20 protein-coding genes are annotated in these 20139 nt (G+C 73.2%); 11 read left to right on the top strand and 9 right to left on the bottom strand.

All coding sequences use genetic code 11. The features are described from left to right. Positions 1–8: 8 nt before the first annotated feature. From AMK19_RS31845 to AMK19_RS31830, 4 genes are all read left to right on the top strand, one after another. On the top strand, positions 9–1181 hold the full coding sequence (locus AMK19_RS31845; RefSeq protein WP_073818645.1) for an MFS transporter: 1173 nt from the start codon (positions 9–11) through the stop codon (positions 1179–1181). A gap of 338 nt (positions 1182–1519) precedes the next feature. Beyond that, complete coding sequence (locus AMK19_RS31840) at positions 1520–2740, top strand: helix-turn-helix domain-containing protein (protein WP_241844687.1); 1221 nt, start codon at positions 1520–1522, stop codon at positions 2738–2740. 160 nt (positions 2741–2900) lie between these two features. Continuing rightward, positions 2901–4217, top strand: a complete 1317-nt coding sequence (locus AMK19_RS31835; RefSeq protein WP_073818641.1) for a serine hydrolase domain-containing protein — start codon at positions 2901–2903, stop codon at positions 4215–4217. A gap of 10 nt (positions 4218–4227) precedes the next feature. Continuing rightward, a complete protein-coding gene (locus AMK19_RS31830) occupies positions 4228–4923 on the top strand; it encodes an HAD family hydrolase (protein ID WP_073818640.1) in 696 nt (231 codons plus the stop codon). A gap of 54 nt (positions 4924–4977) precedes the next feature. Here AMK19_RS31830 and AMK19_RS31825 read toward each other — a convergent pair whose 3' ends face one another. Next, positions 4978–5172, bottom strand: a complete 195-nt coding sequence (locus AMK19_RS31825; protein ID WP_073818639.1) for a DUF1737 domain-containing protein — start codon at positions 5170–5172, stop codon at positions 4978–4980. A 154-nt stretch (positions 5173–5326) separates the two neighbouring features. Here AMK19_RS31825 and AMK19_RS31820 point away from each other — a divergent pair, with 154 nt between their 5' ends. Beyond that, on the top strand, positions 5327–5821 hold the full coding sequence (locus AMK19_RS31820) for a ricin-type beta-trefoil lectin domain protein (RefSeq protein WP_073818638.1): 495 nt from the start codon (positions 5327–5329) through the stop codon (positions 5819–5821). 32 nt (positions 5822–5853) lie between these two features. Here the strand turns inward: AMK19_RS31820 and AMK19_RS31815 are convergent, their stop codons facing one another. Continuing rightward, complete coding sequence (locus AMK19_RS31815; protein WP_083647536.1) at positions 5854–7071, bottom strand: FAD-dependent oxidoreductase; 1218 nt, start codon at positions 7069–7071, stop codon at positions 5854–5856. Positions 7072–7160: 89 nt separating this feature from the next. Here AMK19_RS31815 and AMK19_RS31810 point away from each other — a divergent pair, with 89 nt between their 5' ends. After that, positions 7161–7934, top strand: a complete 774-nt coding sequence (locus AMK19_RS31810) for a TetR/AcrR family transcriptional regulator (RefSeq protein WP_073818637.1) — start codon at positions 7161–7163, stop codon at positions 7932–7934. A gap of 296 nt (positions 7935–8230) precedes the next feature. Here the strand turns inward: AMK19_RS31810 and AMK19_RS31805 are convergent, their stop codons facing one another. The 4 genes from AMK19_RS31805 to AMK19_RS31795 all read right to left on the bottom strand — a co-directional run bounded on the left by AMK19_RS31805 (position 8231) and on the right by AMK19_RS31795 (position 12133). Beyond that, on the bottom strand, positions 8231–8716 hold the full coding sequence (locus tag AMK19_RS31805) for a MarR family winged helix-turn-helix transcriptional regulator (RefSeq protein WP_083647535.1): 486 nt from the start codon (positions 8714–8716) through the stop codon (positions 8231–8233). Next, the gene (locus tag AMK19_RS31800; RefSeq protein ID WP_443135060.1) at positions 8713–10365 is read right to left on the bottom strand and encodes an MFS transporter; all 1653 of its coding nucleotides are present in this window, start codon (positions 10363–10365) and stop codon (positions 8713–8715) included. Before AMK19_RS31800 ends, AMK19_RS31805 begins: the two co-directional genes overlap by 4 nt. Before the next feature lie 280 nt (positions 10366–10645). Continuing rightward, positions 10646–10810, bottom strand: a complete 165-nt coding sequence (locus AMK19_RS36270; RefSeq protein ID WP_158071971.1) for a hypothetical protein — start codon at positions 10808–10810, stop codon at positions 10646–10648. Between the two features lie 84 nt (positions 10811–10894). Beyond that, positions 10895–12133 (bottom strand): cytochrome P450 family protein, encoded by a 1239-nt coding sequence (locus AMK19_RS31795; RefSeq protein ID WP_073818633.1) that lies wholly within the window; start codon positions 12131–12133, stop codon positions 10895–10897. 179 nt (positions 12134–12312) lie between these two features. On the opposite strand from AMK19_RS31795, the gene AMK19_RS31790 reads away from it, so the two are divergent. Further along, complete coding sequence (locus tag AMK19_RS31790; protein WP_073818763.1) at positions 12313–13293, top strand: sigma-70 family RNA polymerase sigma factor; 981 nt, start codon at positions 12313–12315, stop codon at positions 13291–13293. 7 nt (positions 13294–13300) lie between these two features. On the opposite strand, the gene AMK19_RS31785 is transcribed toward AMK19_RS31790, so the two are convergent. Then, entirely contained in the window at positions 13301–13588 is a 288-nt protein-coding gene (locus AMK19_RS31785) for a hypothetical protein (RefSeq protein ID WP_073818632.1), read from the bottom strand. A gap of 171 nt (positions 13589–13759) precedes the next feature. On the opposite strand from AMK19_RS31785, the gene AMK19_RS31780 reads away from it, so the two are divergent. Both AMK19_RS31780 and AMK19_RS31775 read left to right on the top strand, forming a co-directional pair. Beyond that, positions 13760–14320, top strand: a complete 561-nt coding sequence (locus tag AMK19_RS31780) for a dihydrofolate reductase family protein (protein WP_073818630.1) — start codon at positions 13760–13762, stop codon at positions 14318–14320. A 272-nt stretch (positions 14321–14592) separates the two neighbouring features. After that, entirely contained in the window at positions 14593–15063 is a 471-nt protein-coding gene (locus AMK19_RS31775; RefSeq protein WP_073818628.1) for a hypothetical protein, read from the top strand. Positions 15064–15141: 78 nt separating this feature from the next. Here the strand turns inward: AMK19_RS31775 and AMK19_RS31770 are convergent, their stop codons facing one another. Then, positions 15142–17388: an MMPL family transporter gene (locus tag AMK19_RS31770; protein WP_158071970.1), complete on the bottom strand. Its 2247-nt coding sequence runs from the start codon at positions 17386–17388 to the stop codon at positions 15142–15144. Between the two features lie 104 nt (positions 17389–17492). Between AMK19_RS31770 and AMK19_RS31765 the strand changes: the two genes are divergently transcribed. Beyond that, the gene (locus AMK19_RS31765; protein ID WP_073818623.1) at positions 17493–18077 is read left to right on the top strand and encodes a TetR/AcrR family transcriptional regulator; all 585 of its coding nucleotides are present in this window, start codon (positions 17493–17495) and stop codon (positions 18075–18077) included. Between the two features lie 238 nt (positions 18078–18315). Here AMK19_RS31765 and AMK19_RS31760 read toward each other — a convergent pair whose 3' ends face one another. Further along, positions 18316–19086, bottom strand: coding sequence for an SDR family oxidoreductase (locus AMK19_RS31760; protein ID WP_073818620.1), 771 nt, complete (start codon positions 19084–19086; stop codon positions 18316–18318). A 103-nt stretch (positions 19087–19189) separates the two neighbouring features. On the opposite strand from AMK19_RS31760, the gene AMK19_RS31755 reads away from it, so the two are divergent. After that, positions 19190–19774 carry a TetR/AcrR family transcriptional regulator gene (locus AMK19_RS31755; RefSeq protein WP_073818619.1) on the top strand — a complete coding sequence of 195 codons (585 nt, stop codon included), beginning with the start codon at positions 19190–19192 and terminating at the stop codon, positions 19772–19774. Positions 19775–20139: the final 365 nt, after the last annotated feature.

Raw genomic sequence — 20139 nt, 5'->3', positions numbered from 1 at the left:
CTCCGGCCATGCGGACGTATCAAGACCTGTTCCGGACACCGGAGTTCACGCCCCTCTTCCTGACCTCGGCCGCCCAGGTGGCGGCCCAGACGGTGAGCGGCCTGGCGCTGGGCACGCTGGTGTTCACGGCGACCGGCTCCCCGCTGCTGGCCGCGCTCGCCATGTTCGGCCCGGCGCTCGCCCAGCTGGTCGGCGCCGCCACGCTGCTCGCGGCCGCGGACCGGGTCCCGCCGCGGGCCGTGTTGAGCGGGATCGCGCTGCTCTTCGGGCTCGGCACGGCCGTCCAGGCGGTGCCCGGGCTGCCGGTGTGGTCGGCCTTCGCGGTGGTGCTGGGTCTCGGCGTGGTGGCCTCGCTGGGCGGCGGGGTCCGTGCGGGGCTGCTCAACGAGGTGCTGGCGCGCGAGGGTTACCTGCTGGGCCGCTCGCTGCTGAACGTCTCCTCGGGCGCCGTCCAGATCGGCGGCTTCGCGCTCGGCGGCGCACTGCTGACGGCGCTGTCGCCGCGCGGCGTCCTGGTGGTCGGCGCCGGCCTGTACCTGCTCGCCGCGGCCGTCGCCCGCTTCGGCCTCACCGCCCGGCCGCCGAGGCTGACGGGTCGCGCCTCGGTCGCGGAGACCTGGCAGACCAACGCGCGGCTGTGGTCCTCGCGCCCCCGGCGGTCCGTCTACCTGGCGCTCTGGGTGCCCAACGGCCTGGTCGTCGGCTGCGAGTCGCTCTACGTCCCCTACGCGCCGAAGGACGCCGGACTGCTGTTCGCCGCGGGCGTGGTCGGCATGCTGGCCGGGGACGTCGCCGTCGGCCGTCTCCTCCCCCGGACGTGGCGGGCCCGCCTCGGTGTCCCGCTGTGCCTGCTGCTCGCCGCGCCCTTCCTGCTGTTCGCCCTGCACCCCGCGCTGCCGGTGCTGCTCGCGGCCGTCGCCGTCGCCACCCTCGGCTACTCGACCGGGCTGATCTTCCAGGACCGCCTGCTGGAGCTGACCCCGGCCGAACTCGGCGGCCACGCCTTCGGGTTGCACGGCTCCGGCATGCTCGCCATGCAGGGCGTCGGCGCCGCCCTCGCCGGCGCCCTGGCCGAACGGACCTCCCCCGCGACCGCGATCGCCGCACTGGCCGCCGCCTCCCTCGCCGTCACGCTGCTCCTCGCCCCCGGGCTGCGCGCCCGAAGCGAAGCACCGGCCTGAAACCTCTGCTCTCCCTGCAATTCATGTGCCTTCCGGCCCCGAATTCCTCGCTCTTCCGTCCCGCCCGAGCTGACGGGCCGTCAATTGCTCCGACCCGGGCCGATGGAAAACCCTTCGGCGAGTGCCGGGAAATCCCCGCCCTTCCCACCCGAACTCCCCTCCGGGGTCCGCCTGCCTGCGTCGGCCCTATTGACCGGCCGGATGGTCCGCCGCATACTCCCCCTGTCGCCGGAGGCCGGTGGAACGGATTATCGCTACCTGGAGGATCGGAATTGGCTGGGCCGTGGGATGGACTTCCGCGCGAATTGTCGGCCGAACTCGGGGCGGAGCAGCAATCCTTGGCCGCCGAGATCATCCGCGAGATCAGATGCTCCCTCCCGGAATTCGCCCGCCCCATCTCCGGCCAATTCGGCACCGGAATCCAGCAGGGTCTGGAGACCGCGCTCGCCGAGTTCGTCGACCGGCTCGCCGGCCTGCCCGCGCCCACCCCGCGACAGCTGCGGATCTACCGGGCGCTCGGCCGCGCCGAGTTCGCCGAGGGCCGCAGCCTGGACGCCCTGCAGGCGGCGTTCCGACTCGGCGCCCGGATCATCTGGCGCCGCTACTCCCGGGTGGCCCGCCGTCTCGGCCTCGGGCCCGAACGGCTGGTCACGCTCGCCGAGGCGGTGTTCACGCACATCGACGAGGTCACGGCCGCCGCCGTCCGGGGCTACCTCGACGCCCGCACCGACCGGGCGGGCACTCTCGCCCGGGCCCGGCACCGGCTGCTCGCCCTCCTGCTGTCGGACGCACCGCACACCGGACCGGACGGCACTGGGCCGACCCGCACCGGACCGGCCGGCACCGGATCGACTGCCACCGGACCGGACGCCGCCGACCTCGCCGACGCCGCGCAGTCCGCGGACTGGCCACTGCCCGCCCTGCTCGCCGCCGTCTCGCTCGACCCGCGCACGCCCGCACCCCTGCCGACGGCCCGTCAACCACTGGCCCGCATCGCCTCGTTCGGTTCCCGCCCACCGGGCGACGGTCGACTTCCCGACCACGTCCTGGCCGACCTGGAGAGCCCACAGCCCCACCTCCTGCTGCCCGATCCGGCGACCACGCTCGCCGACCCGCGGGTCGCCGGCGCCCTCCAGGGGCGCGGCGCGGTGATCGGCCCGGCCGTCCCGCCGGCGCTCGCCGCGCAGTCGCTGCGCTGGGCACGTCTGCTCCGCGCCTCGCTCCCGAAGGCCCCGGACCAGCCGGTCGACTGCCGCGACCACCTCACCGATCTGCTGCTGCTCACCGATCCGTCCCTGGTCCGGCTGATCGCCGAACGCCGCCTCGCCCCGCTCGCGCCGCTCACCCCCAAACAGCGCGACCGCCTGGCCGCCACCCTCCTCGCCTGGCTCCAGACCGGCCGCGGCACCGCGCCCCAGGTCGCCGCCCGCCTGGGCATCCACCCCCAGACCGCCCGCCAGCGCCTGCACCGCGTCCACCGCCTCTTCGGCCCGTCACTGGCCTCCCCCAACACCCGCCTGGAACTGGAAGTGGCCCTCCGCGCCACCACCCCGCCCTGACGGCCGGCCGCTCTCCGGGTGCCTGTCGGCCGGCCGGCCGCTTTCATGCCCGCCACCGCAGTTCCCTGGATCACTCCGAACACCCCGACCTGGCAAGGCCGTTCGCGGGCGGATACCATCCGTCCCGGAACGGATCTTGCTGCACGGGGAGGGCACGAGCATGCTGGACGGACTGGACGAGTTCTGCGAGCGGGCGCTGACGGAGCACGCGTGCCCGTCGGTGAGCGTGGCCGTGGTGCAGGGCGACGAGGTGGTGTTCGCGCGGGCCTACGGGCTGGCGGACGTCGCGGCGAACCGCGCCGCGACCCCGGAGACCGTCTACGGTCTCGCCTCGATCACCAAGGCGTTCACCGCGACGGCCGTCTGCCTCGCGGCCGACCGCAAGCTGCTCGACCTGGACGCGCCCGTACCCGGCGGCGACCCGTGGCCGCCCACGCCGCGTCAGCTGATGCAGCACCGGGGCGGGTTCCCGTCGTACTACGACTTCCACTACGACGCCGATTCCCCGATCGACTTCTCCGCCTACCGCCGCCAACTCCAGGCTCCGGGCGGCGAGTTCGAGTACTCGAACCACGGCTACCGGGAACTCGGCCGGCTCCTCGAACAGGCCACCGGGCAGCCGCTGCGCACCTTCCTGCACGAGCAGGTCGCCCGGCCGCTCGGCCTGACCTCCTTCGACCTCGGCCCGACCTACGCCGGCCCCGCGCCCGCCGCGAGCCGCTACACCCCGGACGGCCGCGTCTACCCGACCTGCTACGACAGCCACCCGTCCGCCGGGGCGGGTTGGGCCAGCGCAACGGACATCGCGCTGTTCGCGCGCCGCTCGGCGGGCCTGCTCCACCCGGCCACGGCGGCGGCCGTCCTCGACGGCCCGGCCATCAACGACCGTCTCGGGTACGGCTTCGGCCGGGTCGTCCAGCGCGGCGACGGCTCGTCGATCGTCAGCCACGGCGGCGGCATGGGCGGCGTCGGCACCATGATGATCGACCTGCCCGAGCGCGAACTCTCGCTCGCCGTCCTCGCCAACTGCACCGACAAGTCGGCCCGCAACGCCGTGGTCCTCCACCTGATGGACACCCTGGCCCCCGAGTTCGACCCCGGCCACCTCGCGCCGGACAGCGACCCGACCCGCGCGTTCGCCCTCGCCCCCGGCAGCTGGGCGGGCCTGATCGAGTCCCCGGACGGCGGGATCCCGCTGCGCCTGGACGTCCTGGCCGACCGTCGGGTCGTCGTCCACCTCGCCGATCTCCCGCTGGCCACCGTCCCGGCGACCGCCTCCCGCCGCTGGGACGTCCGCCTCGTCGCCGACCTCCAACTCCCGACCGCCGACGCCCGGTTGAACAGCCCCTCGTTCGGCCTGGAGCTCCACGCCGACGGGGACGCGCTGACCGGCCGGGCCGGCGCCTTCAAGGACGGCGACCGCGAGGGCCTGCTCGGCCCGTACCTCCTCCACCCCTGCCGGCTGCTGCGCGGCTAAGGTCTCGATCATGGCCGTCACCGCTGTCGTCTTCGACTTCTTCGGAACTCTCACCCCGAGTACACCCGCCGGCGTCTGGGACGACCACGCCGCGCGGAGCGCCGCCCCGCTCGGCCTGCCGGCCGGCGTCTGGCGCGCGGCCCTGGACTCCTCGTTCCCGGAGCGGGCGACCGGCAGGCTGGGCGACCTGGCGGCCGCCTTCCGCACGCTCGCCCGCCGCAACGGCCTCGACCCCGGTGACGAGGCCCTCGCCGCGGCCTGCGCCGCACGGCTGGCGGCGCAGCGAGAACTGTTCGCGCTGCGCGCCGACGCCGTCCCGACCCTCTCCGAGCTGCGCGCCCGCGGGCTGCGCCTGGGGGTGCTCAGCGACTGCACCGCCGAGCTCGCCGAGAGCTGGTCGCAGCTTCCGCTCGCCGAGCTGGTCGACGCCCGGGTGCTCTCCTGCGAGGAGGGCCGGCGCAAGCCCGATCCGGAGCTCTTCCACCTGATCGCCCGTCGCCTCGGCGTCGCCCCGCAGGACTGCGTCTACGTCGGCGACGGCGGCGGCCACGAACTCACCGGCGCAACCGCCTGCGGCATGCGGGCCTTCATGCTCAGGGCCGCCGACTGGGCCGACAACGAGGCCCACTCCCGCGAGGACGACTGGTCCGGCCCGTCCCTCCCCTCGCTGTCCGACGTGCTGTCCCTGCTCCCCCGACTCCCCTGAACGCGACGACTCCCCTGAACGCGACGGCTCCCCTGAACGCGACGGCTCCCCTGATCACCGCGACGGCCACACCACCGCCTGCGCCACGATGACCCGCTCGCCGTTGAACGTCACGGCGGGCCCCTCGTGCAGCTCGTATCCCAGCGCGAGCGCCTCGCTGACCCGGTGGCAGAAGCTCGCGTCGTCGGGCCCGGTCAGGACGCGGTAGCGAGGCAGTCCGTCCGGCGGCGTATTCGAAAGTGTGCTCATCCCCTCAGCATCTCAGGCAGGTGGACGAAGCCGAGGGGCGCTCCGCCGCGTCCGTGCACTCCGCCCGTGCACCGTCCGCCGCTGCCGCGGGCCGGGGGCCCGCCGCTAGCGTGGAGGCAGGTCCAAGGCCCCATCCCCCACGGAGGGTCCGCGCATGAAGCTCCGTCTTGCGGCCGCGCTCGGTACGGCAGCGGCACTCCTCTCGCTGGTCGCCGGGTCCGGCACGGCCGGCGCCTCGGTGACCATGGACGACATCGTCATCGGCAGCAGCAGGTTCATCGACCACCGTCTCACCAGCATCTACGGCAGTTACGAGCTGAGTTCGACCACGCTCGGCGCCAATACGTCCAACACCCGCTGGCGGATCGCCTCCGGCGCCCCCGACACCGGCTACCCGAACGTCCAGATCCGCAATGCCAACAGCGGGCGCTGCGTCCGCGCGATGAGCTCCTCCACCGTGCAGATGAAGTCCTGCAACAGCCAGGACCCGTACCAGATCTGGGCGATGACGCAGGGCGCGATCGGCACCCAGTTCTTCAACTTCGCCGTCCGCTCCTGCCTGGACGACGGCAACAACAGCCCGTACCTGTTCCACGAGGAGGGCTGCAATCGGACCAACCCGTATCAGAGCTGGTTCCTCGTCCGGTAGCGCCCGCGCGGCGCGGCCCTGCAAGAAGCGGCCTATCCGGCCGCCGCGTCCTCGCCGTGGACGACCGTGTCCTCGCCGTTGAAGAAGGCGGCCACGCCTCGCGCTCCGGCGGGCGAGTGCATCAGCGTCATCACCCGATCGGACTCGGCGGCGACCTCGGCGGTGCGGGCGAACATCTCGGTCTCGTAGGCGCGCAACGCCCGCTCGTGGTCGGCGGGTTCGGCGGCCAGCGCGTCGGCGAGTTCGAGGGCGTCCCGCATCGCCGCGTTGGCGCCGCTGCCGACGGGCGGCATCAGATGGGCGGCGTCGCCGAGCAGGGTGAGGCCGGGGCGGTGCGGCCAGCGCAGGCCGACGGGCAGGGCGGTGAGCGCGCGGGGCGTCAACTCGCCTTCGCAGGCGGCGATCAGCGCGCGGCAGGTGGGCGTCCAGTCGGCGAAGAGTTCCAGCAGCGCGGCGCGGGCCTCGGCGGGGCGGTCGAACGGGATGCCGCAGGTGGTCGGCCAGTCGGCGGGGCCGTGGAAGGACAGGCCGACCAGGACCCGGCCGTCGGAGCAGCGCTGTGCGGCGACCGAGCGGTCGTCGCCGATCGCCCAGTAGCTGCCCCGGCCGACGGCGGCGGCCAGGTCGGGGTGGGTGCGGTCGATGGCGGGGATGTCGCCCTGGACGGTGTTGACGCCGAGGTGGCGCGGTTCGGCGGGGGTGAGCAGCGAGCGCAGCCGGGAGCGGGCGCCGTCGGCGCCGATCAGGATGCGGTGGTGGGCGGTGCTGCCGTCGGTGAAGTGCAGTTGCCAGCCGCCGTCGGGGGCGGAGGCGGGGGCGGCGGTGCGCAGGGTGTGCGCCCAGCGGACGGTGCCGGGCGGCAGGGAGCCGAGCAGCAGGTCGCGCAGGTGGGCGCGGTCGATCTCGGGCCGGGGCGGCGGGGCATCGCCGGGCGCCGGGTCGGGGGTGTATTCGCGGTGGTGAACGGTGCCGGTCGCGTCGAGCAGGATCATGTCCTGGCCCTCGGGGCGGGCGTGCCGGTCGAAGGCTTCGTCCAACCGGGCGGCGCGCAGGGCGCGTTGGCCGGTGTCGAGGTGCAGGTCGAGGGTGCCGCCCTGGGTCCTGGCGTCCGGCCCGTTGTCGCGCTCGTAGACCGTGGCGGGGATGCCCCGCAGGGTGAGCAGCCTGGCCAGGGTCAGGCCGCCCGGGCCGCCTCCGACGATGCCGATGCCGATGCCGATGTTGCTGTCGCTGCCGCTCGTTGTGGACATGCGTGTCCCCCGTCCGGTTGATACACCGTATCGCTCGATACACTGTATCGACCGCCACGCACGCCCACCACCCGGCAGGAGAACGCACCATGACGACCCGTCAGTCCAAGGCCGAGGCCGAAGCCGAGCCCGCCGCCACCCTGATCTGGGCCCGCCCGGAACCCCCGGCCCGGCGGGCACCGCAGCCGCAGCCGCAGCCGCTGAGCCGCGCGCTGATCGTCGGCGCGGCCCTCGAACTCGCGGATGCGGACGGCCTGGAGGGCGTCTCGATCCGCCGGGTGGCGGCGGTGCTGGAGGTCGGCCCGATGCGGCTGTACGGGTACGTGGACACCAAGGACGAGCTGCTCGACCTGATGGCGGACGCGGTCTACGCCGAGATCACCCCGCCCGCCCCGACCGCCGACCACCCGACGCAGGACTGGCAGGCGGGCCTGCGCCTGATCGCCGGGCTGACCAGGCGGGCCGCGCTCCGCCACGAGTGGTTCCCCGAACTCCTGGGCGGCCGACCGCACTTGGGGCCGCACGCACTGGCCGCGCTGGAGGCCAGGCTGTCGGTGCTGAACTCCGCCCCGGGCCTCGCCGGGCGCCCCGCCGCACTGCGCCGGGCCGCCGCCGCCTTCCACGCCTACCTGGTGGGGGCGCTGCGCACGGAGCTGGCGCAGCGCCAGGCCGACCGGACGGAGGGCCGCTCGGAGGAGCAGTGGCGCGACGCCGTCTCCCCGTACCTGCGCCAGGTCCTGGAGGCGGGCCGCCACCCGCTGCTGGCGGAGGTGATCGGAAAGGCCGAACACCCCACGCCCGGCGAGGAGTTCGAGGCCGGCCTCGAAATCGTGCTGAACGGCATCGCCGCACAGGTGTCCTGATCGGCCGCCCGCGTCGCGCACCCGGCCGAACATCTCCGGCCAGGCCGACGGTCCCCCGGCCATTCCGGAGCCGTTCCCCCGAACCGGCTTGCCGGGCCACCGCCGTCACCGCGACGCTGATGACTGCTGCCCCGCCGTCCCGCCCTCGCCGACCCTCGCCGGCCGGGGCGGGCACGGCGTCCCTGCGAACGCACCACGCCGACAGGGCCCGGCGCGACCGACCTCCCGCCGCTCGCCGCCCCGCCGCATCAGTCCGCAGCCGTCTCAGCCCTCGGCCGCATCAGTCCTCGGTCGTCTCAGTCCTCGAAGGCCACCAGCCGCTCCAGCACCGGCAGCGCCTCCAGCAGCACGGCGCGCTCGTGTGCGTCGAGTTCGGCGGTGCGGCGGGCCAGCACCTCGGAGCGGCGTTGGCGGATCTCGGCGAGCAACTCGATGCCCTCGGACGAGAGTTCGACCAGCGCGGAGCGGCGGTCGTCCGGGTCGGGGAGGCGGGTGAGGAGTCCGGAGGCGACCAGCGGGGCGACGGTGCGGGTCATCGACGGGGCGGCGACCCGTTCGCGGGCGGCGAGTTCGCCGAGCCGGATCGGACCGTGCGCCTCGATCCGGGCCAGCGCGGAGAGCTGCGCGAAGGTGAAGTCCTGTCGGCCGGACGCCTGGGCGAGCTGCCGGTGCAGCCGGGCGACGACGAGTCGTAGTCGCACCACCTCGGCCGGTTCGAGCCCACCCCCCACCGCCGAAGCGCCGTGCTCCCCCGAAGCACCGTACTCCGCCGAACTGTTCATGCCGCCTCCCGCGCCGCCGTCGTGTCCTCGGCGACCGTACCGTCCTCCTCGGGCCGCCCGCCCCGGCCGCGCAGCAGCGAGGCGACGGCGGCGACCAGCGACATCGCGATGGCCAGCGCGAACACCACCATCAGGCCGTCGTGGAAGGGTCCGGAGATCAGGTGCGGGAAGAACTCGCGTCCGGTCAGGGTCTGCGCGTTGGACGCGGGCAGCGTGGACAGCACGTGCGGGCCGAGCAGTTCGTGGATCGGGTTGTAGCCGAGGAACGCCGCGAACAGCGTGCCGACGGGCGGAAGTCCGGCGACCGCGTTGGCGTCCGCCGGGGAGACGCCCTGCGCGGTGAGTCCACTGCTGAGCGTGCCGGGCAGGGAGCCGGCCAGCCCGGCCACCATCAGCGAGAAGAACACGCCGATGGACAGCACCATGCCGGCGTTCTGGAAGGTGGCCCGCATGCCGGAGGCGGCGCCCCGGTCGGCGGCGGGGACGCTGGACATCACCAGCGCGGTGTTGGGTGCGGCGAACAGGCCGCCGCCGAGGCCGTTCAGGAACACCAGCAGCGCGAACCAGAGGTACCCGAAGTCGGTGGGCAGGAGCAGCAGTCCGGCGAACGAGGCGGCCATCACCACCAGCCCGCCGGCCGCGAACAGCCGGGCCCCGAACCGGTCGGAGAGGTACCCGGCGATCGGTCCGGCGGCGAGGAAGCCGACGGTCAGCGGGACGAGGTAGATGCCGGCCCACAGCGGGGTGTCGGCGTAGTCGTAGCCGTGCAGCGGCAGCCAGATGCCCTGCAGCCAGACGATCAGCATGAACTGCAGGCCGCCCCGGGCGATCGAGCCGAGCAGGGTGGCCAGGTTGCCGCCGGCGAACACCGGGTCGCGGAACAGCCGCAGCGGGAACATCGGTTCGGCGACCCTGGTCTCGATCACGCAGAACAGGATCAGCACGGCGGAGCCGCCGATCAGCCCGCTCAGCACCCAGGGGTTGGTCCAGCCCATGGTGTGGCCGCCGTAGGGCTGGATGCCGTAGGTGATGGCGGCGAGCAGCGCGGTGAGGCCGACGGCGAAGGTGATGTTGCCCCACCAGTCGATCCGGCCGGGCCGGCGGACGCCGGTCTCGTGCAGCGAGCGGTAGGCCCAGACGGTGCCGATGATGCCGATCGGGACGTTGACCCAGAAGATCGAGCGCCAGTTCCACTCGGCGAGCAGGCCGCCGAGCACCAGTCCGACGAACGAACCGGCGATTGCCGCCACCATGTTGACGCCGAGTGCCATGCCGCGCTGCCGGGCGGGGAACGCGTCGGTGATGATCGCCGCCGAGATGGCCATCAGCATCGCGCCGCCGACGGCCTGGACCACCCGCCAGCCGATCAGCCAGAGCGCTCCGCCGCCGCCGGCCATCGGGTCGAGCGAGAGGATCACCGAGGTGACGGTGAAGATCAGGAAGCCCGCGTTGTAGATCCGTACCCGGCCCCAGATGTCGCCGAGCCGCCCGAGCGTCACCACCAGGACGGCGGTGACCAGCATGTAGCCCATCAGCATCCACAGCAGGTAGCTGACGTTTCCGGGTTGCAGCGGGTTCAGGTGGATGCCGTTGAAGATCGCGGGCAGTGAGATCAGCACGATCGAGGAGTTGATGGTGGCGATCAGCATGCCGAGCGTGGTGTTCGACAGTGCGACCCACTTGTAGCGCGGATGCTCCACCCCGATCCGCCCCAGCCCGCCCGTTCCCTTGCTCACGTCGGCCATCTCCCGCCCCGCCCCGTAGGAAGCCGTGATGATAGTTAGCTGATGTGAACTAAATTACTCCGAACGAACGCCACCGGCCACCGTTTCCCGACAACCGGCCCCGACAGCCGGACAAGCGGCCCCGACAGACGAACTCCCGGCACGGGCCCGTGCCGGGAGTCGGAGCACAGCCGACCGAGGGCCGCTACTGCCGCTCGTCGTCCTGCTGGTCGTCCGCGTTCTGCTCGCCCTGCTGCTGGTCGCCGGCCTTCTGCTGGTCGTCGCCCTGCTGGGGCTTCTGGCCCAGGCGCTGCTTGGCCTGCTCCTCGGCCTGCTGCACCTTGTCCCGGAACTTGTCGCCCATACCCATGACTACTCCCTGTGTTCGGGTGGCTTCGGGTTGGTGCCAGCCTGTCACGGACTCCCCTCCCCCGCAGGTCGGCGACGGGCGGGCTCAGCCGTGCAGTCGGACGGGCAGTGCGCCCGGGCCGTCGGAGATGAACGACTCCACCCGGGGCAGTTCGTCGGCGGGCGCCGCGAGGGCGAGCCGCGGGAAGCGGTCGAAGAGCGCGGCCAGCGCGATCCGGGCTTCCAGGCGGGCGAGTTCGGCACCGAGGCAGAAGTGCGTGCCGTACCCGAAGGAGAGGTGTTCGCGGCGGCTGTCCCGGGTGTGGTCCCAGCGGTCGGCGTCGGCGCCGTGCAGGGCCTCCTCGCGGCCGGTGGCGGTGAAGTTGACGACCAGCAGGTCGCCGCGCGCGAAGGTGATGCCGCTGGCCTCGTCGTGCAGGTCCTCGACGGCGAAGCGCGGCAGGATGTTGGCGACCGGCGGCCGCAGGCGCAGCGTCTCCTCGACGGCGTCCGCCCAGCGCGCGGGGTCCTTGCGGAGGGCTTCGAGCTGTTCGGGGTGGGTGGTCAGCGCGATGATCGCACTGCCCAGCAGGTTGACCGTGGTCTCGTGGCCTGCGCCGATCAACAGCAGGAGGCTGTCGAGGAGTTCGCGTTCGGTGAGGCCGGTGCCGGTCTCCTCGTCGTGGGCCTGGATGAGTGCGGTGGTGACGTCCTCGCCGGGGGCCTGCCGCTTGGTCTCGACCAGGCGGGCGAGGTGGGCGTAGACGGCCTCGGCGTTGCGGACGGACTGCTCGGGGCTGACGCCGGTCTCGAAGAGGTGGCCGATGGTGGCGCGGAACGCGTCGTGCAGGTCCTCGGGCACGCCGAGCAGGGTGTTGACCACCATCAGCGGCAGCACCCAGGTGAACTCGTTGCGCAGGTCGACGACTTCGTCCTGCGGGTGGGCGGCGAGCCGGTCGAGCAGTTCGCCGGTGATCCGCTCGATCTCGGGGGCCAGCGCCCGGATCCGGCGCGCGGTGAAGGCGGGGCTGATCAGGCGGCGCAGCCGGCCGTGTTCGGACCCGTAGGCGGTGAAGGCGTTGCGGGGGTCGACCCACATCCGCAGCGGCCAGTCCTCGGCTATCTCGCCCGCGAGGTAGGCGGTCCAGTGCTGGTGGGCGTCCTTGGAGACGCGGGGGTCGGTGAGCAGGCGCTTGATCAGGGCGGGGTCGGTGACGGACCAGGCGGGGACGCCGCCGGGCAGTTCGACGGGGGTTGCGGGCCCGAGGGCGCGCAGCGCGGCGGCTTCGCCGGGCAGGTCGCTTCCGGCGGTGTCGAGACGGAACGGGCAGCGCTGAGTGTCCATCAGAAGATGTCTCCGGAGGGTCGGTTGCGGTGTCCTGGATCGGTCGCGCGATCTGCTCGGACTGTACCTGCCATCTTTCTGTCCCCGCCCGGTTTCGGGTCATTCGTACGACTGCTCGTCAGTTCGCTTGGGCACGCACGGAGTTGTCAGTCCGTCCCGCTAGGGTGTCCGACGTGTCGATGATCATGGATCGTGATGGGGTCGCGGAGCAGCTGGAGCCGTTCCGGCGGGAGTTGACGGCGTACTGCTACCGCATGCTGGGCTCGGCCTTCGAGGCGGAGGACGCGGTGCAGGAGACGATGGTCCGCGCCTGGTCGAAGTTCGACGGCTTCGAGGGGCGCGCGGCGCTGCGGACGTGGCTGTACCGGATCGCCACCAATGTGTGCCTGGACATGGGCCCGGCGGCGCAGCGGCGGGCCCGGCCGATGGATCTGACGTCCCCGTGTTCGGCGGGGTCGCCGGATCTGACGCAGCTGGAGGAGAACATCTGGGTCGGGCCGGTGCCGGACGAGCGGGTGCTGTCGGGCGATCCGGCGGAGGTGGCGGTGGGGCGGGAGTCGATCCGGCTGGCGTTCGTCTCCGCGTTGCAGAAGCTGCCGGCCCGGCAGCGGGCGGTGCTGATCCTGCGCGAGGTGCTGGCCTGGTCGGCGGCGGAGACGGCGGAGTTGCTGGAGACGTCGGTGGCGTCGGTGAACAGCGCGCTGCAGCGGGCCCGGGCGACGCTGGCGGACGGCGCCGTGCCCTCGGGTGACGCCTTCAGGCCGCTGGACGAGGCGCAGCGCACGCTGCTGGCACGCTACGTGCAGGCCTTCGAGGCGTTCGACATCGAGGGCCTGAAGCGGCTGCTGCACGAGGACGCGGTGCTGAACATGCCGCCGTTCCGGATGTGGCTGCGGGGCCTCGCGGAGCTGGAGACGTGGTGGCTGGGCCCGGGCCGGGGGTGCGTCAACTCGCGGCTGCTGCCGGTGGAGGCGAGCGGTTCGCCGGCCTTCGCGCAGTACCGCGCGGCGGAGGACGGCAACGGCTGGACGCCGTGGGGCATCACGGTGCTGGAGGTGGTGGACGGCCGGATCGCCACGATGACCAACCACATGGACGTGGAGCGGCTGTTCCCGCTGTGGGGTCTGCCGGCCCGACTGACGGAGGATCCCCGGCTCTGACATTGCGTCAGCCCTCGGGGAGGGCGTCGGTCAGCCCGGTGAGGTCGAGCAGCAGTCTCAGCCGGGGGCCGGCCCCGCGCAGTACCACCCGGTGGCCCGTCCGCCGCGCGAGCACCGCCATCCTGCCGAGGCGGTGGAGGTCGCCGGGGGCGGGCCGCAGCACGTTTCCGACCAGCAGGACGATCGTGGCGGGCGGGTGGTGGGCGGCCAGCAGTGCGGTGAAGTGCGCCTCCAGGGACGGGCGGGCGGCGTGCTGCGGCGGGACGTCGAACTCGACGGTGTCATCGGTGTGCATGCCGGTGATGACCGTCCGGCAGCTGCGGACTCATCGGCCGGAGCCCGATCGGTCCCGAAAAAAAGTTTTTCAGATTTCTTCGCCGGGACCGATGAGTTCGGCGCGGGGGCTCCGTCTGACCGGTTGTGAGCGAGCGACGCTCACTGGAGAACCGAGCTAGGAGCACCACCCATGAGGAAGATCACCGCCGGTCTGTTCATCTCCGCCGACGGCGTCGTCGAGTCCCCGGAGCAGTGGCATTTCCCGTACTTCGACCAGGAGTTGGGCGAGGCGGTCGGCACGCTGCTGGGCGCGTCGGACACGGTGCTGATGGGCCGCACCACCTACGACGTGTTCGCGGGCTCCTGGCCGGCGGTCGAACTGGCGGGCGGCGAGGAGGCCGGGATGGCGAAGGCGATCGGCGACACCCGCAAGATCGTGGTCTCGCACCAGGACCTCTCCTTCACCTGGCGCAACTCCGAGCAGCTGAAGGGCGACCTGGTCGAGGGCGTCAAGGCGCTGAAGGAGGAGGAGGGCGGCCCGATCGGGATGTCCGGCTCGGTCTCGGTGGTGCGTCAGCTGCTGGCGGCGGGCCTGCTGGACGAGCTCAACCTGTTCGTCCACCCGGTGGCCCGCGGCCGCGGCATGCGCCTGTTCGACGAGAACGCCGACCCGATCGAGCTCGCGCTGCTCTCCTGCAAGCCCTTCGTCGGCGGCACCGTCCACCTGGTGTACGGCCCGGCCGCGGTGTAGCGGAGCGCGGGCGGCTCCCGCTCCCCCGGGCTCGCGAGGCCGGACTGGCCGGCCTCGCGATCCCGGTCAATACTTCGTCAACTGTCGGCAATTGCCATGCAATTTCGCCATCCATGGTCAAATTCCGGCCGAGCGCATCATTTCCTCCTCGAATCACGCCGCAGCCCTTCGAACATGTGGCAGGTTAAGCCATGGCGCATGTGCAATATCACATGTCGCACCTCGCTATCACGTGCCTCAGCTGGGCACCACCACATGGAGGAGAACACCCGATGAACCACCGTTCGGTGAAGAGCCTGACCCTGCTCGCCGCGGGCATGGCCACCGTCGGCGCCCTGACAGTCGCTCCCGCCCAGGCCGCCACTGCCACTGCCACCACCACCTCCTCGACCACGGAGACCTGCAGCCCGTGGTCGCTGCAGTCCGGGCTGTCGACCCAGGTCTGCGCCTCGATCACCGGTGACAGCGTCCAGTTCCTCGGCCGTGTCGGCCTGGCCGGCCCGCCCTCCCCGGACTTCCCGCCGCAGCCCCAGACGCTCGTCACCACGCTGTCCGGCCAGGTCGTCGGCGGCCCCTCGCTCGGCTCGTCCTCGCAGTACGTGAACTTCCTCGCGAGCACCGTCACCGTCAACGGCCCGACCGCCACCGTCGCGTGCGGTTCGACCGTCAGCGGCACCTTCGCCGTCACCAAGTTCGGCTGGGGCCCGACCCCGGTCACCGTCAACGCCACGGTCCCCTGCTGAACCGAACGCGTGAACCGGGCCCGGGAGTCGCCACTCCCGGGCCCGGCCCGCGTTCTGCTCCGGAGATCCGGCGCTCCGTCAGACCCGTTCGACCCGTTCGACCGGGCCGGCCTCGACCGTCGGCCGGGTCCCGGCCGCGGGCAGGCTCGCGCCCTCCAGGTCGACGTCCGGGACGATCCGGTCGAGCCGGCGCGGCAGCCACCAGGCGCGCCGGCCGAGCAGCGCCATCGCGGCGGGCACCAGGGTCATCCGCACCACGAAGGCGTCGATGAACACGCCGACGGCGAGCGCGAATCCGATCGACTTGATGATCGGGTCGTGGTTGAACACGAAGCCGCCGAACACCGCGACCATGATCAGCGCGGCGGCGGTGACGACCCGTCCGCTGCGCGCGACGCCGTGCGTGACGGCCCCGGCGGCGTCGCCGGTGTGCTGGTGGTGCTCGCGCATCCGGCTGACCAGGAACACCTCGTAGTCCATCGCGAGGCCGAACAGCACGCCGATCAGCAGCACCGGCAGGAAGCTGGTGACCGGCCCGGCGGACGGGATGTCGAGCAGGCCGTTCAGGTGGCCGTCCTGGAACACCCACACGGTGATGCCGAGCGCGGCGGCCACCGACAGCAGGAACCCGAGCACCGCCTTGAGCGGCACCAGCACCGAGCGGAACGCGACGGTCAGCAGAGCGAGCGCCAGCACCACGATCAGGGCCACGAACACCGGCAGCGCGTCGGCGAGTTTGCCGGACACGTCGATCGCGGCGGCGGTCGCCCCGGCGATGTACAGCGTGCCGCCCTCGGCAGTGACGTCCCCCTTGTGGGTGCGCAGCCGGTCGACCAGGTCGCTGGTGGCCTTGTCGTCCGGCCCGGTACGGGGGACGACGGGCACGGCGACGGTGCTGCCGTCCGCGTTCGCCACCGGGCGGCCGACGGCGGCGACGCCCGGGTCGGCGGAGAGCGTGGCGTGCAGCTCGGCGAGCGCGGGCTCGCGGCGCTCGGCCGGGATGCCGGTGGCGTCGACCACCGCGACCAGGGTGGCGTTGAAGCCGGGGCCGAAGCCCTCGCTGAGCAGGTCGTAGCTCTTGTGCAGGGTGCTGGCGGCGGGCTGCGAGGCGTTGCCGGGCAGGCCGAGCCGCAGGTCGCGGGCGGGCATCGCGAGCGCGAGCAGCCCGACCACTCCGGCCAGCAGCACCAGCAGCGGCTTGCGCGTGACGACCCGCGCCCAGGCCGCCGACCACGACGGCTTCCCGCCGGTCGCAGCCCTCCCGGCCTTCCCGGCCTTCCCTGCCTTCGCGACCTTCGCGACCTTCGCGACCCTCGGCCGGGGCCGCAGGCGTTCGCCGAGCACCCCGAGCAGCGCGGGCACCAGGGTGACGGCGACCAGGACGGCGAGCAGCACCGTGGCGGCGGCGGCCAGGCCCATCACGGTCAGGAAGGGGATGCCGGTGACGGCGAGCGCGGCCAGCGCGATGATCACGGTGGCACCGGCGAACACCACGGCGCTGCCCGCGGTGGCGGTGGCGCGGGCCGCCGACTCCTCGACCTCGCTGCCGGGTTCGGCGAGTTGCTCGCGGTGCCGCGCGATGATGAACAGCGCGTAGTCGATGCCGACGGCGAGCCCGATCATCAGCGCCAGCACGGTCGCGGTGCCGGTCATCTCGACGACGTTGGCGAGCAGTTGGGCGCCCAGCACGCCGATGCCGACGCCGACCAGCGCGGTCAGCAGCGGTAGTCCGGCGGCGACCAGCGAGCCCAGCGCGACGGCCAGCACGACGAACGCGACGACCACGCCGATCGCCTCGGCGGGGCCGCCGACCTCGATGTCCGGCGCCATCACGGTGCCGCCGAACTCGGCCTGCAGGCCCGCCTCGCGCAGCGGCGCGGCCACGCCGTCCAGCGCGTCCTTGGCACTCTGCGGGACGTCCTGCGCGGGCCGGTCGAACTGCACGTCGGTGAAGGCGATCCGCAGGTCCGGCGAGACGGTCCGGTTCTCGAACGGGTCGGCGACGTGCGCCACGCCGGGTATCGCGGCGGCCCGGTGCAGGCTCTCCTGCACGGCCGCCCGGGCTTCCGCAGTGTCCAGGCTCTGCCCGGCGGGCGCCGCGACCACCAGGCGCGCGGTGCCGGCGGCGGACTCCGGCAGTTGACGCTCCAGCAGGTCCTGGGCCTGCTGGGACTCGATGCCGGGGACGGTGAACTCGTTGCTGGTGGGCCCGGCCAGGGTGATGCCGAGCGCGCCGATCGTCGCCAGCAGCAGCAGCCACAGCCCGATCACCCGGCCCCGGCGGCGCACCGCCCATCGTCCCCATCCGTACAGGACCGACGCCATCGCGCCCCCTCGTGCTCGAAACCAGTAGATTTTTGCACTCTAAGGCAACTTTGCAGTCGACTGCAAAATTACTGTCACTGGTAAGAACTGCTAGGATGCGCCGCATGACCGAGGGTGCGAGGGAACGCGGCAAGGCCCGCCGCCGGGAAGCGATCCTGCGAGCGGCGTACCAGCTGTTCGCGGAGCGCGGCTTCGAGGCGACCACCATCGCCGACATCGCCGACCGGGCCGAGGTGTCCGCCCGGACCGTCACCCTCTACTTCCCGACCAAGCTCGACCTGGCGACCTCCCACCTCGCCGAGTTCACCGACCGCCTCTCCCAGGCCCTGAACGACCGGGCGCCGGGCACCAGCACGCTGGAGGCGCTGGAGCGCTGGCTCCGCGCCGACCTGGCGGAGAACGCCTGCCCCGGCGAGCTCGACACGCTCTGGGAGGCGATGCTCGACCGCAACCCGCAGCTGCGCGCCGTCGCCAACAGCCGCCTGGCGGAAGCAATCCAGGAGGGCGCCCGGATCTTCGCGGCCGAACGCGGCGACGCCCCGGACGACTTCGCGCCCCGGATGGTCGCCGCCGCGGCCGCCGCCGTGGTCAGCGAGCTCTACCTGCGCCCCACCGAGACCCACCTGGAAGCCGCCATGGCCTTCCTGGCCGCCGGCATCACCACCCTGCCCCCCGGCCAACGCCCCTGACCCACTCCCCGGCCGGCGTCCCTGACCCACTCCCCGGCCCGCGGCCCGGAGCACGCCCGGTGAGATCGGCCCGGCCGTCCTGACTCGTGTCCGGGCAAGCAGGTCGCCGCCATCGCCCCCTGCCAGGTCGGCGCTCCCGACCGATCGCCGTGCCCGCACCAGGTCCGGTGGTCAGCCGGACGGGTCGGCGACACACTCTCGCACCGCCGACCGCCGACCGCGACCGCCGGCTCCCCGCTCAGGCGAAGAAGCCGCCGTCCACGGCCAGCACGCTGCCCGTGATGAACGCCGCGGCAGGCGTCGCCAGGAACACCACGGTGGCGGCGAGTTCCTCGGGACGGCCGTAGCGGCCGAGCGCGTTCAGCGCGCGCTGGGCGTCGGCGTTCGGCCCGTCCTCCGGGTTCATCTCGGTGTTCACCGACCCGGACTGCACCACGTTGACGGTGATCGCGCGCGGCGCGAGCTCCAGCGCGGCGGCCCGGCTGAACGCGGCGACGGCCGCCTTGCCGGCCGCGTAGTCGGCGGTGCCGGGCCGGGTCGGGCGGACGGCCAGGTTGGAACCGATGGTGACGATCCGTCCGCCGTCGGCCAGCAGCGTCGCTGCGGCCCGGATGCCCGCCGTCACCCCGCCCACATTGACGGCGTACTGCCGGGCCAGCGCCTCCGTGTCGGCCGGTTCGCCGATCGGCCCGGTGGCGATCACGCCCGCGTTGTTGACCAGGATGTCCAGCCGCCCGAAGTCCGCCGCGACGGCGGCGACCAGCTCGGCGACCTGCGCCGGGTCGGCCTGGTCGGCCTTGTACGCGACGGCCCGCCGCCCGAGCGCCTCGATCTCCCGGACCACAGCCTCCGCGCGCGGCGCCGAGCCGCTGAAGCTGATCGCCACGTCCGCGCCGGCCCCGGCCAGGGCCAGCGCGGTGGCCGCGCCGATGCCGCGCGAGCCGCCGGTGACCAGCGCGGTGCGGCCGGCCAGCACGTCGGGCGCGAAGGTGGCAGTGGTGAGCGTCATGATGGTTCCCCTCCGATATCTGTACCGCTCGGTACACACGTCGGGGACGCTACCATATCGATCGGTACAGAACCCGGACCGAATCCACCGAAGGCGAGGCGACATGACCGGCCGTCCGCGCACGTTCGACATCGAGGACCGTCTCGAACTCGCCATGCGGGTGTTCTGGCGGCACGGCTACGAGGGCACCGCACTGTCCGACCTGACGGCTGCCATGGGCATCAACCGGCCCAGCCTGTACGCCGCGTACGGCAACAAGGAGGCACTGTTCCGCCAGTGCCTGGACCACTACCACCGCGGGCCGGCCCGACACGTCCGGGAGGCGCTGGACGAGCCCACCGGCCGGGCCGTCGCCGAGCACCTGCTGCGCGGCACCGTCGCGGTGGTGACCCGCGAGGAGGGCCCGGGCTGCCTGCTGGTGAACGGCGCGCTGGCCACCGGAGAGGGCTCCGCCGCAGTCCGCGCCGACGCCGCCGCCCGCCGCGCCGAGGCCCGCGCCGCCCTCCGAGCCCGCCTCCGACTCGCCGCCGAGGCAGGCGAGTTCACGCCCGGCACCGACCCGGCCGTACTCGCCGACTACCTGACCACCCTCACCCACGGCCTGGCCGTCCGCGCCACCGACGGCACCCCGGCCGAAGAACTGCACCGCACGGTCGACTTCGCCCTCCTGACCTGGCCCGACGCCTGACCCGACGCCAACCCGGCCCCGCCCGGCGTCGGCCCGCCGCCCACAGCAGCTCGCAGAGCCAGAACCGGGCGTCCTTCCACACCCGCTACCTTCTTCGTGGCCCCGCAGCCCGTCCGGCATCCCGGTCCCCGGCCAACCGGACGGGCCGTCGGCACACTTGTTGCATCAGCGGCTCCCGCCGGAGCGAACACTGAGAGGTTTGCGGTGACCCCGGCCACCGTCGCGGCAGTCGTCGGCGCCGCCCGCCTGCCCCTGGTCGGCTTCGCCGGTGCCCGGCCCCGCTGCGTTCGGCCCGCACTCCTCACCGCCTGCGCCCTGCCGGTCACCACGGGGCTGCTCCTCCGCCCCGCCGGGGCCGGACCTGT

It is taken from the genome of Kitasatospora sp. CB01950 (assembly GCF_001905465.1).
GTDB lineage: Bacteria > Actinomycetota > Actinomycetes > Streptomycetales > Streptomycetaceae > Kitasatospora.
The sequence above is the reverse complement of the archived record's forward strand: the minus strand, read 5'-3'. Positions and strand labels throughout refer to the sequence as shown.

What these genes read in the sequence shown, in the direction of transcription:
- AMK19_RS31845 (WP_073818645.1), top strand. Translation starts at nt 9, where the DNA reads ATGCGGACGTATCAAGACCTGTTCCGGACACCGGAGTTCACGCCCCTC.
- AMK19_RS31835 (WP_073818641.1), top strand. Translation starts at nt 2,901, where the DNA reads ATGCTGGACGGACTGGACGAGTTCTGCGAGCGGGCGCTGACGGAGCAC.
- AMK19_RS31830 (WP_073818640.1), top strand. Translation starts at nt 4,228, where the DNA reads ATGGCCGTCACCGCTGTCGTCTTCGACTTCTTCGGAACTCTCACCCCG.
- AMK19_RS31825 (WP_073818639.1), bottom strand. Translation starts at nt 5,172, where the DNA reads ATGAGCACACTTTCGAATACGCCGCCGGACGGACTGCCTCGCTACCGC.
- AMK19_RS31820 (WP_073818638.1), top strand. Translation starts at nt 5,327, where the DNA reads ATGAAGCTCCGTCTTGCGGCCGCGCTCGGTACGGCAGCGGCACTCCTC.
- AMK19_RS31815 (WP_083647536.1), bottom strand. Translation starts at nt 7,071, where the DNA reads ATGTCCACAACGAGCGGCAGCGACAGCAACATCGGCATCGGCATCGGC.
- AMK19_RS31810 (WP_073818637.1), top strand. Translation starts at nt 7,161, where the DNA reads ATGACGACCCGTCAGTCCAAGGCCGAGGCCGAAGCCGAGCCCGCCGCC.
- AMK19_RS31805 (WP_083647535.1), bottom strand. Translation starts at nt 8,716, where the DNA reads ATGAACAGTTCGGCGGAGTACGGTGCTTCGGGGGAGCACGGCGCTTCG.
- AMK19_RS31800 (WP_443135060.1), bottom strand. Translation starts at nt 10,365, where the DNA reads ATGCTGATCGCCACCATCAACTCCTCGATCGTGCTGATCTCACTGCCC.
- AMK19_RS36270 (WP_158071971.1), bottom strand. Translation starts at nt 10,810, where the DNA reads ATGGGTATGGGCGACAAGTTCCGGGACAAGGTGCAGCAGGCCGAGGAG.
- AMK19_RS31795 (WP_073818633.1), bottom strand. Translation starts at nt 12,133, where the DNA reads ATGGACACTCAGCGCTGCCCGTTCCGTCTCGACACCGCCGGAAGCGAC.
- AMK19_RS31790 (WP_073818763.1), top strand. Translation starts at nt 12,313, where the DNA reads ATGATCATGGATCGTGATGGGGTCGCGGAGCAGCTGGAGCCGTTCCGG.
- AMK19_RS31785 (WP_073818632.1), bottom strand. Translation starts at nt 13,588, where the DNA reads ATGCACACCGATGACACCGTCGAGTTCGACGTCCCGCCGCAGCACGCC.
- AMK19_RS31780 (WP_073818630.1), top strand. Translation starts at nt 13,760, where the DNA reads ATGAGGAAGATCACCGCCGGTCTGTTCATCTCCGCCGACGGCGTCGTC.
- AMK19_RS31775 (WP_073818628.1), top strand. Translation starts at nt 14,593, where the DNA reads ATGAACCACCGTTCGGTGAAGAGCCTGACCCTGCTCGCCGCGGGCATG.
- AMK19_RS31770 (WP_158071970.1), bottom strand. Translation starts at nt 17,388, where the DNA reads ATGGCGTCGGTCCTGTACGGATGGGGACGATGGGCGGTGCGCCGCCGG.
- AMK19_RS31765 (WP_073818623.1), top strand. Translation starts at nt 17,493, where the DNA reads ATGACCGAGGGTGCGAGGGAACGCGGCAAGGCCCGCCGCCGGGAAGCG.
- AMK19_RS31760 (WP_073818620.1), bottom strand. Translation starts at nt 19,086, where the DNA reads ATGACGCTCACCACTGCCACCTTCGCGCCCGACGTGCTGGCCGGCCGC.
- AMK19_RS31755 (WP_073818619.1), top strand. Translation starts at nt 19,190, where the DNA reads ATGACCGGCCGTCCGCGCACGTTCGACATCGAGGACCGTCTCGAACTC.